This is a genomic window from Gammaproteobacteria bacterium (assembly GCA_016195665.1).
In the GTDB taxonomy this organism is placed as follows: domain Bacteria; phylum Pseudomonadota; class Gammaproteobacteria; order SURF-13; family SURF-13; genus JACPZD01.
In genome coordinates this window covers 1-15,454 of sequence record JACPZD010000006.1, presented here as the reverse complement: position 1 = coordinate 15,454, position 15,454 = coordinate 1, and the positions used below count along the sequence as shown (strand labels likewise).

Annotated in this window: 14 protein-coding genes and 2 pseudogenes; 4 read left to right on the top strand and 12 right to left on the bottom strand. The window is 57.7% G+C overall.

Going from position 1 to position 15,454, the window contains the following annotated elements; translation table 11 throughout:
• Positions 1–174: 174 nt before the first annotated feature.
• The 5 genes and pseudogenes from amrS to HY028_02900 form a co-directional block, all read right to left on the bottom strand.
• Positions 175–1,362, bottom strand: a complete 1,188-nt coding sequence (gene amrS, locus HY028_02920) for an AmmeMemoRadiSam system radical SAM enzyme (protein MBI3343811.1) — start codon at positions 1,360–1,362, stop codon at positions 175–177.
• A 2-nt stretch (positions 1,363–1,364) separates the two neighbouring features.
• Positions 1,365–2,661: pseudogene (gene amrB / locus HY028_02915) on the bottom strand (AmmeMemoRadiSam system protein B).
• Positions 2,662–2,882: 221 nt separating this feature from the next.
• Positions 2,883–4,607, bottom strand: coding sequence for a DNA polymerase/3'-5' exonuclease PolX (gene polX / locus HY028_02910; GenBank protein MBI3343810.1), 1,725 nt, complete (start codon positions 4,605–4,607; stop codon positions 2,883–2,885).
• A 202-nt stretch (positions 4,608–4,809) separates the two neighbouring features.
• Positions 4,810–5,259 (bottom strand): CBS domain-containing protein, encoded by a 450-nt coding sequence (locus tag HY028_02905; protein MBI3343809.1) that lies wholly within the window; start codon positions 5,257–5,259, stop codon positions 4,810–4,812.
• Complete coding sequence (locus HY028_02900) at positions 5,250–5,693, bottom strand: DJ-1/PfpI/YhbO family deglycase/protease (protein ID MBI3343808.1); 444 nt, start codon at positions 5,691–5,693, stop codon at positions 5,250–5,252. The genes HY028_02905 and HY028_02900 overlap by 10 nt, the downstream gene beginning before the upstream one ends.
• 599 nt (positions 5,694–6,292) lie before the next feature.
• Here HY028_02900 and HY028_02895 point away from each other — a divergent pair.
• The 3 genes from HY028_02895 to HY028_02885 are packed head-to-tail and all read left to right on the top strand — an operon-like array spanning position 6,293 to position 7,630.
• Positions 6,293–6,679 (top strand): PAS domain S-box protein, encoded by a 387-nt coding sequence (locus tag HY028_02895; GenBank protein ID MBI3343807.1) that lies wholly within the window; start codon positions 6,293–6,295, stop codon positions 6,677–6,679.
• Positions 6,673–6,849 carry a PAS domain-containing protein gene (locus HY028_02890; GenBank protein ID MBI3343806.1) on the top strand — a complete coding sequence of 59 codons (177 nt, stop codon included), beginning with the start codon at positions 6,673–6,675 and terminating at the stop codon, positions 6,847–6,849. Before HY028_02895 ends, HY028_02890 begins: the two co-directional genes overlap by 7 nt.
• Positions 6,824–7,630 (top strand): cyclic nucleotide-binding domain-containing protein, encoded by an 807-nt coding sequence (locus HY028_02885; protein ID MBI3343805.1) that lies wholly within the window; start codon positions 6,824–6,826, stop codon positions 7,628–7,630. The genes HY028_02890 and HY028_02885 overlap by 26 nt, the downstream gene beginning before the upstream one ends.
• Here the strand turns inward: HY028_02885 and HY028_02880 are convergent.
• From HY028_02880 to HY028_02865, 4 genes are all read right to left on the bottom strand, one after another.
• The gene (locus HY028_02880) at positions 7,596–7,808 is read right to left on the bottom strand and encodes a hypothetical protein (protein MBI3343804.1); all 213 of its coding nucleotides are present in this window, start codon (positions 7,806–7,808) and stop codon (positions 7,596–7,598) included. The two genes, HY028_02885 and HY028_02880, sit on opposite strands and share 35 nt — an antisense overlap.
• Before the next feature lie 30 nt (positions 7,809–7,838).
• Positions 7,839–8,246, bottom strand: coding sequence for a host attachment protein (locus HY028_02875; GenBank protein MBI3343803.1), 408 nt, complete (start codon positions 8,244–8,246; stop codon positions 7,839–7,841).
• Positions 8,247–8,321: 75 nt separating this feature from the next.
• Entirely contained in the window at positions 8,322–9,341 is a 1,020-nt protein-coding gene (locus HY028_02870; protein ID MBI3343802.1) for a fructose-bisphosphate aldolase class I, read from the bottom strand.
• Positions 9,342–9,375: 34 nt separating this feature from the next.
• Complete coding sequence (locus tag HY028_02865; GenBank protein MBI3343801.1) at positions 9,376–10,098, bottom strand: dienelactone hydrolase family protein; 723 nt, start codon at positions 10,096–10,098, stop codon at positions 9,376–9,378.
• Positions 10,099–10,286: 188 nt separating this feature from the next.
• Between HY028_02865 and HY028_02860 the strand changes: the two genes are divergently transcribed.
• Positions 10,287–10,949, top strand: coding sequence for a hypothetical protein (locus tag HY028_02860; GenBank protein MBI3343800.1), 663 nt, complete (start codon positions 10,287–10,289; stop codon positions 10,947–10,949).
• A 15-nt stretch (positions 10,950–10,964) separates the two neighbouring features.
• On the opposite strand, the pseudogene trxC reads toward HY028_02860, so the two are convergent.
• From trxC to HY028_02845, 3 genes and pseudogenes are all read right to left on the bottom strand, one after another.
• A pseudogene (gene trxC / locus HY028_02855) lies at positions 10,965–11,411 on the bottom strand (thioredoxin TrxC).
• Positions 11,412–11,427: 16 nt separating this feature from the next.
• The gene (locus tag HY028_02850) at positions 11,428–13,977 is read right to left on the bottom strand and encodes a cation-translocating P-type ATPase (GenBank protein MBI3343799.1); all 2,550 of its coding nucleotides are present in this window, start codon (positions 13,975–13,977) and stop codon (positions 11,428–11,430) included.
• Positions 13,978–14,138: 161 nt separating this feature from the next.
• Positions 14,139–15,302 carry an MFS transporter gene (locus HY028_02845; GenBank protein MBI3343798.1) on the bottom strand — a complete coding sequence of 388 codons (1,164 nt, stop codon included), beginning with the start codon at positions 15,300–15,302 and terminating at the stop codon, positions 14,139–14,141.
• Positions 15,303–15,454 lie beyond the last annotated feature (152 nt).

The window sequence follows — 15,454 nt, the reverse complement described above, 5'->3', positions numbered from 1 at the left end:
TCGGTCGGACGTTCCCCGCGCTCCAGCGCACCTAACACACGGTCACGCAAGTCTCTTGAATACGCATACATAGTCGCCCCTCCCCTATGACAGGGACACTATAACACATAAATGTAAATACTTAAATCAAAAATGCTCTAACGTTGGATACGTGGACAATCGAAAACGGCCTCATCACCCCGACGATGAAACTGAAGCGACTGGAAATAGAAAAGCATTTTGCATCACAGATCCACGAACTTTACGCCGGCCACGAAACGCCTTGTATAAGCCGAAGCCTTGTCCGGCGTGATGGATAGCGACGGGTATACGGTGGCGGCCGAAACCGCCGGCCGCGCCGGCGAACCTGCCGGGCAGCGGGGTGGCGCAGTCCGGGCAGCGCCCATCCGGCGTCAGGCGGTATTCCAAAATCTCATACCAGTCGCGCACGATGAGCGGTGCGTGACAGTGCGCGCAAAACGTCGTGTCGCCTTCCTGGTCATGCACATTACCGGTGTAGACATAATGCAGCCCCGTATTCATGGCGATGCGGCGCGCACGCTTTAAGGTCGCGGCGGGCGTGGGTGGTATATCCAGCATTTTATAATCGGGGTGAAATGCGGAAAAGTGCAGCGGCACGTCGGGGCCCAGGTTTTCCATGATCCACTCGCACATCCTGGTGAGCTCGGCATCGGAGTCGTTATGGCCCGGAATGAGCAGCGTGGTGATCTCAAACCACACCTTGGTTTCATGTTTTAAATACTTCAGCGTCTCCAGCACCGGCGCAAGGTGCGCGCCGGTGAGTTTGTGGTAAAACTCTTCGGTGAATGCCTTCAGATCTACATTGGCGGCGTCTACCTTGGAATAAAAATCGCGCCGCGCCTCATCGTGCATGTAGCCCGCCGTGACCGCCACGGTTTGGATGCCGCGCGCATGGCAGGCGTCTGCGACGTCCATCGCGTATTCGGCGAAGATCACCGGATCATTATAGGTGAACGCCACGCTTTTGCAGCCATACTGCTCAGCGGCGCGCGCGATCTCCTCCGGGCTCGCCTCATCCGCCAAGCGGTCAAAATCACGCGATTTGGAGATGTCCCAGTTCTGGCAAAATTTGCAGGCGAGGTTGCAGCCCGCAGTGCCGAACGACAACACGCTGCTGCCGGGGTAAAAATGATTGAGCGGCTTTTTCTCGATGGGGTCTACGCAAAATCCTGAAGAACGTCCGTAAGTGGCGAGCACCATCTGATCGCCGACGCGCTGGCGCACGAAGCATGCGCCGCGCTGACCCTCGTGCAGCTTGCAGTCGCGCGGACAGAGATCGCATTGAATGCGGCCGTCGTCTAATTTGTGCCAGTAGCGGCCGGGATAATTGATGTCATTCATGGCTATGTATACGCTATTCTCGCGTTCTCGGTTAATGGGTCCTGCTCACGCCATTTCTGCACGGTGTAACGGTACACCTTAATATCATCGCTCCAGAAACGTGCCGGAAGCCCCGCCTTCTGTTTAAGCTCGCTTAAAAAATGTTGAGGCTCAGACAACTGTTGCCACACTTGAGGGAGAAACGTGCCGCGCACTGTGCCGCAGCGCAGTACCACGCCATCCACGTGCGGCCGCAGTTGTTTGAATAAATCGTTCTCATCCTCAAACTGTAGCGGCTCCATTCCTGAGAGCACGGAAATCTCAATGCGTGTGTAGGGCAATTCGTGCGGTGCAAGCGGCGCGAAGCGCGAGTCGAGTAGCGCCGCCGCCCTGGCATTGGCGCGTACATCCTCGACGAGCGGGCGATGCGCCTCCAGCGTGCCGATGCAGCCGCGTAATCGGTCTTGTTGGGTCAGGGTCACAAAGCATGCGCCGTGTTCCATCAACCAGTCTTGCACGGGAGCGCCAACGGCGGGTACGCCCAGCGCCTCTCGCAGGCTGTCGCGTGCGAGTTTGAGCAGCGTTTCTCCTTGCTCACTGTGCATGGCTATTTTCATAAAAGGCAAAGGCGCTATAGCCCACTACCCTGTCGCGCCCTCCGGCAGTATCACCGGAATTGCGCAAATCGAGCAGCGCGGGGCGTAGCACACGTTCACGCGCCACCTCTAATAACCCATTAATAGGTGTCGCGCCACAGGCCTGCTCATGCTGGAGCGGATCCGAGCTGAGCGCCAGTATTTGCGCGGCAGTTTTTTGATCCACTTGCTGCGCGAGGGAGTAGGGTAAGTAATGCGACAGGTCGGAACTGATAAGAATCAGGGTTTCGCTGCCGCCCCATAAGGTCTCGATGACTTCCGCGACCTCGGCTGCACTGGCGTCGCCCACCACGAAAGGCGCCAGACTGAAATCACCTAAAATATGTTGCAAAAAGGGCAGTTGCACCTCCAGAGAGTGCTCCAGCCTATGAGCCTCTCCGCTTACGCTCACCTGGTGGAGATGAGCGGTCTGTTGTTGCGCCTCTTGGTCCATGGGGATGACGCCCAGCGGTGTCGCGAGCGCTTCCGCATCGGGCAATGCCAAGCCGCGTACAAAAACGCGGTGTGCGGGTCCCAACAGCGCTACGCGACGGATACGCTGCGTTATGACCCGGAGGTGGGCATAGGCGGTCGCCGCCACCGGTCCGGAATACACATAGCCCGCATGGGGCACAACCATCACCTTGGGTGTAGGCCCTTCCGGGCACCCGGTTACGCGGCTCATTAGTTTGTCCAGCTCACGCCCAAGCTCCGCAGGCTGAGCGGGGTAAAAGCTGCCGGCAACCGCCGGTGGACGTATAGCAAGCATGAAATCTATTTAAACACACTCATTCCGGGATTTGGCAGGTTGTTGAAAGTCGCATTTTTCAACAACCTGTTGGTCATAATGGGGGCGCGCAATGTATCTATCAAGGGCGCCGGAGGTGCCTATACGGATTTCCGTACTCACATGGTACGTGCCAGTATCGTGCGCAGTTCCTTCAAACCGCGGGTATTCAAGACATCGCTCTTTTCCAGCCAGCCGCGGCGCGCCTGACCTACGGCGTAGCGCAGATTATCGAATTGATGGACGCTGTGGGCGTCGGAGTTGATCGCCACGAGTACGCCTTCCTCCTTGGCCATCTGCGCATAGATGTCGAGCAAATCGAGCCGTTCCGGATGGGCGTTGATCTCGAGGAAACAGCCGCGCTCACGAGCATGGCGAATGATACGCAGCATGTCTGCGTCATAAGGTTCGCGCTCCTGAATGAGCCGCCCCGTCGGGTGCGCGAGAATGGAAAAATGCGGATGATCCATGGCCTTGAGGATGCGCGTCGTCTGTTTGTCACGTGATAGGTCAAAGCGGCTGTGCACCGCCGCCACCACGATGTCGAGTTTCCCCAGCAGGTTATCCGGCAGGTCGAGATTCCCGTCTTCGAGTATATCCACCTCGATGCCCTTGAGCAGGGTGATGTCTTTAAGCTCCGCATTCAATCGGTCAATCTCATCCATCTGCGCGAGCAGGCGCTGCGGGGTAAGACCAAGCGCCACGGTGAGACGCCGGGAATGTTCGGTGATGGCGAGATAGTCAAAGCCGCGCGCCTGGGCGGCGAGCGCCATCTCGCGCAGGCTGTTATGGCCGTCTGTCGCCTTGGTGTGCGCGTGCAGATCGCCGCGGAGATGGGCGAGCTCTACGAGCCGGGGCAGGCGGTGCGCCCTGGCCGCCTCAATCTCGCCGCGGTTCTCCCGGAGTTCGGGCTCAATGTAGGGCAGACCCACGGCGGCGTAGACGGATTCTTCCGTCTCACCGGCGATCCGCTTCTTGCTGCGGAACACGCCGTACTCATTGATCTTGAGTCCCCTATCCTGACCCAGCTTGCGTACCGTGATGTTATGTGACTTGCTCCCGGTAAAATAGTGCAGCGCGGCGCCGTAAGATTCCTCGGCGACCACCCTGACGTCCACCTGCAATTTCGCGCGCAGCACCACCGTGGCGCGGGTGGGGCCTTGAGCGAGAACCTCCGCTACTTCATCGTAGTGAATGAACCGTTCCATGGCAGGGCTGTCGCGACTCGCCGTGACCAGAATATCCAGATCGCCGACAGTCTCCTGATAACGGCGGTAACTGCCGGCCACGATAACCTGTTTGACGCCGGGTACGCCCTTGAGATACGCCACCAGAGGCTCGGCGTATTGCGCGGCGACAGCGAGCTTGAAGCGTTTACCTACGCCGGTTTGGGCCTCGATGGCCTGTAGTATTTTCGCCTCGGTCTTCTCGCCGAAGCCGTGCAGCCTGCGGATGCGTCCGTCGCGCGCGGCGCGTGCGAGCTGCTCCACCGTGCGGATGTCGAGTTCATGATAAAGGGCCTTGACTTTTTTCGGGCCGAGACCGGGAAGCTTGAGAAGCTCGATGAGCGCTGCAGGAGTATGTTTGCGCTGTTTGCGCAGAAAGGCAGAACCCCCGGTAGTGACGATCTCCTGTATCTTTGCCGCGAGATCCTCGCCGATGCCGGGGAGCTGAGTAAGATCTTCGCCGCCGGCGACCATGTCGGTCAGTTCGTGGCGCAGATCCCGGATGACACGCGCGGCGTTACGGTAGGCGCGCACCCTGAAAGGGTTGGCCTCCTCAATCTCCAGGAGGTCGGCGATTTCCTCGAAGATCGCGGCGATGTCGGCGTTGTGAACCGTCACGAACGGCCTGTCATCTTAATGTTACTCATAAGTCAGTAAGTACTACTACACTTCCCGCTACGTCCCCGCCCCCTGTGTAGGGGGCGGGACAGGGTGGGGGTAGGTAAAACACTGTATTTACTCAGGAGTCACGTCATAAGCATTGTAGCCTTACTTTGTGACTCCTGAGTAAGCGGGACGCAATCGGGTCACGGCATCGTGATCATGCCTTTTTCTTTCGCTCCATCGCCTGCTCGCGCGATATGAGCTTGGCAAGCTCCACCATCTCTTCAGACAACAGCCCGATGATGTCATCCACCGCGAGTATGCCCACCAGGGCGCCCCTGGCGTTGACCACAGGCAGCCGCCGCACCCCTTTGGCGCGCATCAGTTGAATGGTTTCGTAAATGCCATCCGACTCTCGCGCCGTGACGAGAACAAAGCTCATGATATCTCCGACCGCCACCTGTTCCAGGTCCAACTCTTTTGCAATGATTTCTATGACGATATCCCGGTCCGTCACTATGCCCACCGGTATGCGCATACCGTCCTTTTCGTCAACAACCACCACATCTCCCACGTGATGCTCGCGCATGAGACGGGCCGCCTCACGGATAGAGTCGCTTCGGGTAGTGAACACGACATCTCGATTGCAAAGCTCGCCTATCGGCATATCACATCCTCCTTTTGGAATAGCTTCTTCATTATCTCTCTCATAAATGCGGGAAGATCCGAGGGCTGTCTGGACGTAACAAGGTTTCCGTCTACGACTACGTCCCGATCTTCATAGAGGGCTCCAGCCTTGCGTAGTTCATCGGCTACAGTCTTGTAACAAGTGGCGTGCCTTTTCTCAAGCACGCCCGCCGAGGCCAAAATCTGCGGCCCGTGGCAAATCGCGGCAACCGGCTTGTTCCTAAGGAAAAAGAATTTCACAATTTCACGCGCATCCAGGTTGTCCCGGATGGACTGAGGCGCCTTCCCGCCCGGAAGCAGTAGCAGATCGTAGTTATCTGGCTGGACCTCTGGGAAAGCTAAATTTGCCTCTACGACATAGCCGTGCTTACCCAAATAGGGTCCCACCTTAGGGTTAGTAGTGAAAGAAGACATTGATCTTCATCAAGGAATCAGTAAATTGGCAAAGGGTCTCTCCCAGAAACGAATATTCAATTGTTGAGGTTACGTATAAAATTAGACAAGCTCCAAACGATAATCCGCACCTGAAGCTCAAAATGGCTATACGTGCTCCAGTGCTCCAGAGTGTTATGTTGAAAACAATTGGGGTAATACCGTGGCGGCATGAAATTGATGATAGAAGTAGCGCCCTGATCGTGAATTACTTGATCTACATCAAGAAATCATAGCATTAGAATGGTTCCATCTTTCCTTTACGATTTTTTTATAAGCAAGCGGCGAAAAAACAGTTGCAAGATCAAAAAAACTCATTTAGTCTCTAACCATGCCGCACCGTTTGCGGTAGTAAAAAACAAGGCTGACCTACTCCCCGTCACCTTGCTCACACACACACATCGCTGCATCCTAAAACTGTCCCCAGGACTCCGGGACAGATTGTCAAGCTGGCCCAAGACCAGCCTTTTTTTGAGTCCTCAGATGTTTTGTTGCATTCCGTGATCTGTAGCTCAAACAGCTTCACGCTGTAATCATCCTGTAACAGTGCATAGCGCAAAATGTACACGGAGGTTGCAAACATGCTGAAGCAATCCATAAACGAGCCCTGCGAGTCCAATGGCTATCACGGCGATGAAAGCGGCCGCTGCGCGATCACGCTGAACGATTATGGTCTGATTTTATATTGCGACGCCGCTGTCGAGCGCATGTTCGGCTATCACTGTAGTGACTTAACAGGCACTCACATCTCGGTTTTATTGCCGGAACTGGCCCGCACGGAACTCACATCCGGTGTCAACATTGACTCCCGCCTGGCGTTTCTGTGCCGCTGCGGAAAGATATTTAACGCCGCGCAGGAGGACGGCAAACTTTTCCCGGCAAAGTTATCCATCACCAAGATCGGCGATACAGACAGCCGGAAGATCCTGCTGAACATCTTTGATTCAAGGAGTAGGGAAACATGCTAGCGCCATGGACGGCCTTTGAACACGTCGCGGACTGTGTCATGGTGACGGATATGCACGGTCATGTCGAATACGTGAACCCCGCCTTTGAGGAGTTTACGGACCACATCCAGGAGATGCGCCTTGCAAAGAGAGCAGCCGGTCAATCTGAACCCCTGTCCCGTCCGGCGTGAGTTGCCGCCCAGACTGGTTGAGGTCAAGGGCGGCTGCTCCGGTTGCAGGCTGCACCCTTTATGTTTATCCGCAGGGCTGAGTCACGCAGAGCTGGAACAGTTTGCTCAAATCGTCAACATGCATCACACCCTGCGGCGAGGTGAGTATTTATACCGAGCGGGACAACCCTTTTCCTCCCTTTATGTACTCCGTAGGGGCTTTTTCAAGATGTATGATTTATCAGAGGACGGGCGTGAAAAGATCGTAGGATTTTATATGCCCGGGGCATTACTGGGAATGGACGCCATCAGTACTGACCACTACAATTACAGCGCCATCGCTGTTGAAGACAGTGACCTCTGCGCCATTCCTTTCAACCGGCTCGAGGAGCTTTTCCGCCGGGCGCCTCGCTTGCAGCACTGGTTTCACAGGCTCATGAGCCGGGAAATCATCCGTGACCAGGAGATCATGAAGCTGTTGAGCGGCATGCGGGCGGAGCAGCGGCTGGCGGTGTTTCTGCTCGATTTGTCGGACCGTTTTAAGGAGCTTGGTTATTCGAGCACCCGGTTCATCCTGCGCTTGACGCGCGAGGAAATTGGCAATTATCTCGGCCTCACCCTGGAGACCGTGAGCCGCCTCTTTTCAAGATTTCAGGCGGAGGGGCTCATCGGCGTGAACGGTAAGGAAATGCGGCTGAGCGATTTGACCGCCCTGAAAATGATGGGGGAGGGGCAGGAATACGCGGTAAGCAAATATAAGGGCGCCTCTAAAAATGCATCTTTTGTCTTTCTGCGGCGTTGAAATTTTGCTCGGTCGCTCCCGGCGTCCTGCCTCCCGCGACACTAGTACGTCCCTGTACGTCGGAATGCTCATGTACTGCCGTGTACACTGTGCCGTGCATGGATGCACCAATGTCGCGGGCGCAGGGATGCGCAGGAGCGACCGCTTCCTCGCAGAATTCCGGCTTGCCTAAAGACAAAATCCACTATTTTTAGAGGCGCCCATAAGCTCAGCTCAGGTGTTGTGGTAATTCGTTCTCTCCCACATGCATGAGATCTTTGCCTACGGTCTTTTCCACGAGCGCCGACGTGTGTTTATCGAGCGCGCCTGACAAATCCCCCAGAAATCCGGGTTCGGCGACCAGGATGAGCTTCTGATAGGCGTGATCGTTGCGGCCCTTGTTGAGAATCTCGGCAAGGTGATGCGCGAATTTCTGTGCATGGCGTTCTTCCGGGTCATGATGTGGACTCAGGGCGTGGCGTGTCCCGAAACTATCAGAAATACGGCCGGACTTGTCCGCTTCCATATCTCTCGCCTGGAGACGGCCCTCCGGGTGCGGGATGTCCCGCAGGTGTTGCAAGGTCCCCTTGCCTGGTACCTTGCTTTCAAATAGCCTTGCCTCGGTTCGATCTGCCACTACTATCCACGTTGTTTCCATAATCAGGTTCTCTCTCTAGTTATCAAAACCATATTTCGTTAATAAACCCGGCTGCTAGGTATTTTCCATCGCTGCGGTATATTTTCCCTGCCGGGCTGCGCTGTTTAAGCGCGCCCGCTTATGGAGGGCTTGTTGAGCCGTAGCTGCATTGGCGGCTGAGCCTTGCCACGCCTTCAGCGCCGGCGCCTGCAGGGCCCGGCCATAGGAAAAACTCAGACACCACGGTTGCCTTTCAGGCCAGGCATTGAGTGCGTTGAGGTTTGCGGTGGCCATTGCATCACTCTGACCGCCGGAGAGGAAAAAGATCCCTGGGACTGCGGCCGGAACCGCGCGTCTAAAGCAGGTGATCGTCGCCTTCGCAACCTGTTCGGGCTCTGCCTGGGGCCGGTAGTCCATTCCGGCGATCACCATATTCGGCTTCAACAACATGTGCTCCAATCTGACGCGGTGTTGATGCAGGGCATGAAATACGGCGTGCAAGACCTGTCCGGTCACCTCTGCGCAGCGTTCGAGGCTGTGATTGCCGTCCATCAACACTTCGGGTTCGACGATGGGCACTATACCCAGTTCCTGACAGACCGCCGCATAACGCCCCAGGGCATGCGCGTTTTCGATTATACAACGTTGTGAGGGCGTTTTTTCACCGATACGCAGCACGGCCCGCCACTTCGCAAAGCGCGCCCCGAGCTGTTTGTATTCGGCAAGCCGGCCGGCGAGGCCGTCCAGACCTTGCGTCACGGTGTCATCGGGGAAATTTGCGAGCGGGGCCGTGCCCTTGTCCACCTTGATGCCCGGGACGATACCTTGATGGATAAGGACCTGTGGCAGCGGGGCGCCGTCTTTTGTTTTTTGGCGGAGGGTTTCCTCATACAGGATGACGCCGCAGATAAACTCGCCCAGGCCCGGAGTGGTAAACAACATCTCGCGGTAATTACGCCGGTTCTCCTCGGTAGACGCCACGTCGATGCTCTTGAACCGCTTTTCAATAGTCCCGGAGCTTTCATCGGCGGCCAATATGCCTTTGGCGGGCGCTATTAGCTCGGCGATGGTCTTTTCAAGTTCTTCGCTGCTCATAACTGGTCTCTTCGCCAGAACCTGGCGCTGATGTTCACTTAGGGTGTCTGGTACCGGCAGAGCCTTTGTCAGGGTGCGCGGCAGGGCTGAGATAATGCTCGAACCACTGCCGCGCCAGACTGGCGACCTCCTCGAGCGCGCCGGGCTCCTCAAAGAGGTGGGTCGCGCCCGGGATGATGTCGAGTCTCTTTTCTACCTGCAATTGCGCCAGGGCCTTTTGATTCAGTTTGATGACCGGGCCGTCCTCGCCGCCCACCAGCAACAGGGTGGGCGCATGCACCTTGATAAGGGCCGGGCCCGCCAGATCCGGTCGTCCTCCCCGTGAGACGATGGCGCTCACCCCCTCCGGGTGCTCGGCGGCGGCAAGCAAGGCGGCCGCGGCGCCGGTGCTGGCGCCGAAATAGCCGATTTTCAGCGTCTGGGTCTCCGGGTTTTGCATCAGCCAATCGGTGATATCTTCAAGCCGCTTCGCCAGCAGCGTGATATCAAAGCACAGTTGCCTCGTGACCCGGTCAGCGAACTCTTCATCCGCTGTGAGGAGGTCAATGAGCAGCGTAGCAAGTCCGGTTTCGTGAAGGAACTGGGCCACAAAACGATTCCGTGGGCTGTGACGGCTGCTGCCGCTGCCATGGGCGAAGAGCACTATCCCGGGTGCGTTGGGCGGCAGGTGTAAGTTCCCATCGAGCATCACCGAACCTGCCGGTATGCGAACCAGATGGCCTTCTTTTTCATCCAGACTGGGGTAGTGTACGGTCATGATCTGTTCTCTGGTTATTTTTGAAACTATCCAATTATCAAAAAAAACCAAGGGTTATTTCCTTGATGCAGATCAATCTTTTTAGAACTCGATAAATATTGATCCAGATCAATCCATTCGATTGTCCTTTTCAGGTAGAGTGGTAACTGGTAAATAGCTGTTACACAGAACTTTTGAAGGGAACGGTCATGATAGAACAAGATCTGAGTCTGACTGGAATTAAAGCCGAGGCCAGTAAATCAGTGCAGCAGGACAGCGAGGTCCGCCCCAAGGTACGCGATTTAACGCTGCAGGGGTTGAATCGCCACGGCCTTGAGCCGGAGCGGATTAAGGAAGTCGTCAAGGCGGTGATGGAGGGCATCAGCGAGGGATTGGACAAGCGGGCCGGTGAGATTGCCCCGGCGCTCTCCGAGGCTGTCGCCGGGCTGGATGAGGCGCTGAACAAGTCTGCGCAGGCAACGAAGCTTGCGCTGGAGGAGTTAACGTCGCACGGGAAAGAGTTTGCCGATCAGGATTTGAAGCTCGCGCTGGATAATCTTAAAAAGACGGAGCATGAGTTTCTGTCTATTATGGGCCAGATTACGAATGCAGCAGGCGGTAAGGTGAAGCAGGCCATGAAGGAGTTGGCGGGCCACCTCCAGCGTGCCGGTACCGATACGGGGAGAATGGTCTCGGCTACCCTCGGTCAGTTCAGTAGCCGGGTAGGCGCAACGCTCCAGGATGCGACGGCGGCAGGAACCAAGGCCGCGCGCAATACGGCCGAGGTGTTGGCCAGGCGCACCAGCGAGATTCTGGCCGGCTGGTCTGAAGCCTTGCGTGAGAAATCCGAAAAGGATGAGCCGAAGAAATAGCCTGGATGGACCGCTTCAAGCGCGGTGCCAGCTATGTGAACGAACCCACTCCGTGAGCTTGTTTAAGTCCATGACGCCTGCGGAGCGGGCAATCTCACGGCCTTGCTTGAAGATCGCCAGGGTCGGAATGCTGCGTATACCATACTGTGCTGCAATCTCCTGTTCCGTCTCCGTATTGAGCTTGGCCAGCCGGGTATAAGGCTCAAACTTAACGGCTGCTTGCTCGAAGATCGGGGCTATCATGCGGCACGGGCCGCACCACGGCGCCCAAAAGTCCACTACTACAGGTATGCCGCTCTGTGTAATGTGCCGGCTAAAATTTGCATTGGTAAGCTCCACCGGGTGCGCCGTGAACAGGGCTTGTTTGCATCCCCCGCACCTGGGGGCATGAGTCAATTTTCCGGTGGGCACACGATTGGTGCTGTGGCAATGCGGACAGACGATATGCAGCTATTCACTCATAATGCATTACGTGGTTTCAAGCATGAGCTGCGCGCCGGCTGGCGGAGATACTTTTCAATAATTCATACCACAGCATGCAACCCGCCCCCGCGGCAAAGGCCATGAGCAGCTGCGGGATGCTGAGCGCGGTGAAAGAAAACAACGCGCTCACCGGAGGGGCATAGATCACCAGTATCAATCCCGTGAGCGCGCCGCCTACCACCCACCACAGGGCGCTGTTCGGCGCCTGTGGCTCGCCGGTTGCGCCGCGTGCCCGGTTGGAAAATATCAAGCCCAGGTTACTGATGACCAGCACCGCGAACGCCATGGCGCGCGCCGACTCCACAGTGAGGCCATAATACAGCGTGCCGCTGTAGACGGCCATGACCGCGACGAGGCTGCCCAGCCCTTGCAACAGATTGAGCAGAATCGCGCGCAGGCGGAACATCGGTTCGCGCGGATCGCGCGGCGGACGGTGCATGACATCCTTTTCCTCCGGCTCGGCCTCGAAGGCGATGGAGCAGGCCGGATCTATGATCAGTTCCAAAAACAACACATGGATCGGCGCGAATAGCAGCGGCTGCCCGAGCAACAGCGGAAACAGGGCGATACCGGCGATGGGCACATGCACCGCGAACAGATACGACATGGCCCGGCGCAGGTTGTCTTGAATGTGTCTGCCCAGGCGTACCGCGCGCACGATGGAAGGGAAGTCATCGTCGAGCAGCACCAGCGAGGCGGCCTCGCGCGCCACATCGGTGCCGCGCCCGCCCATGGCGACGCCGATGTGCGCGGCTTTCAGCGCGGGTGCGTCGTTCACGCCGTCGCCGGTCATCGCCACAATCTCGCCGCTGGCTTTGAATGCCTGAATAAGCCTCAGCTTTTGCTCGGGCGTGATGCGTGCGAACACATCCACGGACGGTAGCTTTTCCGCCAGCTGCGCATCGCCGAGCGTCGCCAGCTCCGCACCGCTCAGCGCCGCGTCAACGGCGAATCCGCTCTGGCGCGCGATGGCCCTGGCGGTGCGCGGGTAATCGCCGGTAATCATCACCACGCGGATGCCCGCGCTGCGGCACTCCGCGACCGACTCTTTTATCCCCATGCGTAACGGATCATGCAACCCGATGAGACCGAGAAACTCAAAGTCGAAGTCGTGTTGTTGCGCAGGCGGCTGCTTGCCTTGATAAACCGCCTTGGCCACACCCAGCACGCGCAGGCCTTGATCGGCGAGCCGTGCGACCTGCACCGTCAGCGCATGCAACTGTACGGCGTTCAAGTGACACAAATCGGCAATCGCCTCCGGCGCGCCTTTGGCCGCGACCCTGCGCTGATCGTCATGCGGCGTCTTCCATACGTGCGACATGGCAAGCAATTGCGGCGACAAGGAATATTCGTGCACCAGCTCCCAGTCGCGGTGCAGGTGCGCGGTGTGCGCGAGAAACTTTTGCGCCCTCTCGTGTATCGCCCGTTCCATGGGATCGAAAGGTTCCGTCTCGCTGGCGAGCAGGGCGTACTCCAGCAGCGCATGAAACTGTTCGGGCAGCGGCGATGCCTCGCCCGCCTCGAACAACGAGCCGTTTACCACGAGCGCGCTTAACGCCATGCGGTTCTCGGTGAGTGTGCCGGTTTTATCCACGCACAGCAGCGTCGCCGCGCCCAGCGTCTCGATAGCGGGCAGATGGCGCGTGAGCACGCGGGCCTTGGCGATGCGCCAGGCGCCGAGCGCCAGAAACACCGTGAGCACCACGGGAAACTCTTCCGGCAAGATGCCCATCGCGAGCACGATGCCGGCCAGCAAACCTTCCGCCCAACCGCCGCGCGTCATGACATACAGCGCCACCACGGCGGCGCACAACACGAGTCCGATCAGGAAAAACACGCGCACGATGCGCCGCGTCTCACGCTGCAAGGGCGAGTCTTCCTTCGCCAGGCCTTGCACCGCCTTGCCGATGCGTCCCAGCTCGGTGGAGATTCCGGTGCGCTGCACCCGCGCCACGCCCTGCCCCTGCACGATCAGGCTGCCTGCATAGACAAACGGCGTATCGCCGCCGCCCGGCGGTCCCATCACGGAAGCGCCGTCACCCTGCAACTTGCGCACCGGCACGGATTCACCGCTGAGCAGCGATTCATCGGCGTGAAAATCGTTGCACGACAACAGCACGGCATCTGCGGGTACGCGGTCGCCTTCGCGCAGCAGCAGAATGTCATCGCGTACCACCTCACATCCGCTGATGCGCCGGGCCTTACCGTCGCGTATCACCAGTGCGCGCGGGCTGGACAAGTCACGCAATGCGCTCAGCACGCGCTCGGTTTTGTGCGACTGATACAGCGTGATGCCGATGACAACCAGCGCCGAGGCGAGCAGCAGCAGGGCGTCCCGCGCGCTGCCCAGGATGAAATAAACCGCGCCGCCCGCGAGCAGCAGTAACAGCATCGGCTCGCGCAGCACCTCCAGCGCGCTGGTCAACAGAGTGTTGCGGCGCGGCGGGGTAAGTTCGTTATAGCCCTCCGCGGCGAGCCGTGTGGTGGCCTGCTCTGAGGTGAGTCCCGTATAAGCGGACAAATCCTGTTGCACGGAGGAAATGATATTACTCAGGAGTCACAAAAATAAGACAACAACGCATATGAGGTGACTCCTGAGTAAATATCTGTTTTACCTGCCCCCACCCTGTCCCGCCCCCTATATAGGGGGCGGGGACTCAGTGGGAAACGTAGTCTTACTTACTGACCTGTGAGTATATCCACTCATTAACGCGGACGCATCGCATAGCCGAACATCAGCGCCGCGACTAGCGAGATTGCGCCGAGTAAAATGAAGGCGCTGGTGTAACCGTAGGCGCCCACCACCCAGCCGGTGAGCACCGGGCCAATAGTCTGGCCGACGTCCATCACGGTGCTCAGCACCCCCATGGACGAACCGTAGGCGCCGTTCTTGGTGAGGTCGGCGACCAGCGCGGAGGTTGAGGAGGTGACCATCGCAAAGCCTATACCGAATACCAGGCTCAACGCGCACAAACCTGAAAAATAAGGCAAATAAGGCAGCAGCGCGACGCTCGCCGCTCCGACCAACAGGCCGGGAATGATGATTTGCGCGCGCCCCAGCTTGTCGGAGAATATGCCCATGAGCGGCTTGATGAACACAATGCTCACCAGTTGCACGCCCAGTATCACACCGATCTGCCACGCGGGGATGCCCAGTGACGCGGCGAACAGTGCGAGAAACGCCTCCACCGCGCCGAACACCAGGTATTGCGCCGCCTCCACCCCAGTGGTCACCATGATGCGCGCATCGCGCAACACCAGCTTAAGAGCGCTGAGCACATCTTCGCCCTCCGATTTAGCGAGCGGCACAGGTGCGCCGTTGTCGTTCAACATCAGGCCCACGACGAGCGCCAGCACACCGCTGATGCCGCAGGCGATATACACCGCGTCGAAGCTCGCCAGCGAAATCAAAAATCCGCCCAGGAATGGCGCTACGGAGCGCCCCACGATGGTAACCGAAGAATACGTGGAGAGTTTAGTGGCGCGATCCTGCGTATAGTGCTCGGCGATCGCGGCCGTCGCCACGGTGCCGAAGATCGCGGTGGCAAAGCCGTGATAGAAGCGTACAGCGATCAACTGCCACACCTCGCTCACCATGAGATACAAAAACGGCGCGCTGGCGAAAATCAGCAGGGAAAATAAGATCACGCGCCGTTTGCCGAGATAATCGGACAGCGAACCGGCGGGAATACTAATCAGGATACCGGGGATGGTCGAGGCGATGACGATCCAGCCGATTTCCGCCGGCGTTGCGCCGAGCGCCTGCGCGAACAAGGGCAACACCGGGGTCTTGGACAGGGTGGAGCTTAAAATCGCCAGCCCGCCGATGAGGGCGATCAATACAAAGAATGAGGGAGAGACTGCTTTCATCGCTTATCAAGGGAATCTTCCCCCAATAAAATTGACACCTGATTAAGCGAATTGAATTTCATACTTCGCGGGTGACACATAATTTAAAGATGAGTGCATTCTACTGTGGTTATAGAAAGGAAAATAGCTGCGCAATGCAGTAAGCAATTGGC

Bases quoted from the DNA above. Each gene is read 5' to 3' on its own strand.
- HY028_02890 (MBI3343806.1), top strand. From the start codon at position 6,673: ATGCTAGCGCCATGGACGGCCTTTGAACACGTCGCGGACTGTGTCATG.
- amrS (MBI3343811.1), bottom strand. From the start codon at position 1,362: ATGAATGACATCAATTATCCCGGCCGCTACTGGCACAAATTAGACGAC.
- HY028_02905 (MBI3343809.1), bottom strand. From the start codon at position 5,259: ATGCCGATAGGCGAGCTTTGCAATCGAGATGTCGTGTTCACTACCCGA.
- HY028_02870 (MBI3343802.1), bottom strand. From the start codon at position 9,341: ATGAGCAGCGAAGAACTTGAAAAGACCATCGCCGAGCTAATAGCGCCC.
- HY028_02845 (MBI3343798.1), bottom strand. From the start codon at position 15,302: ATGAAAGCAGTCTCTCCCTCATTCTTTGTATTGATCGCCCTCATCGGC.
- HY028_02865 (MBI3343801.1), bottom strand. From the start codon at position 10,098: ATGACCGTACACTACCCCAGTCTGGATGAAAAAGAAGGCCATCTGGTT.
- HY028_02860 (MBI3343800.1), top strand. From the start codon at position 10,287: ATGATAGAACAAGATCTGAGTCTGACTGGAATTAAAGCCGAGGCCAGT.
- HY028_02895 (MBI3343807.1), top strand. From the start codon at position 6,293: ATGCTGAAGCAATCCATAAACGAGCCCTGCGAGTCCAATGGCTATCAC.
- HY028_02900 (MBI3343808.1), bottom strand. From the start codon at position 5,693: ATGTCTTCTTTCACTACTAACCCTAAGGTGGGACCCTATTTGGGTAAG.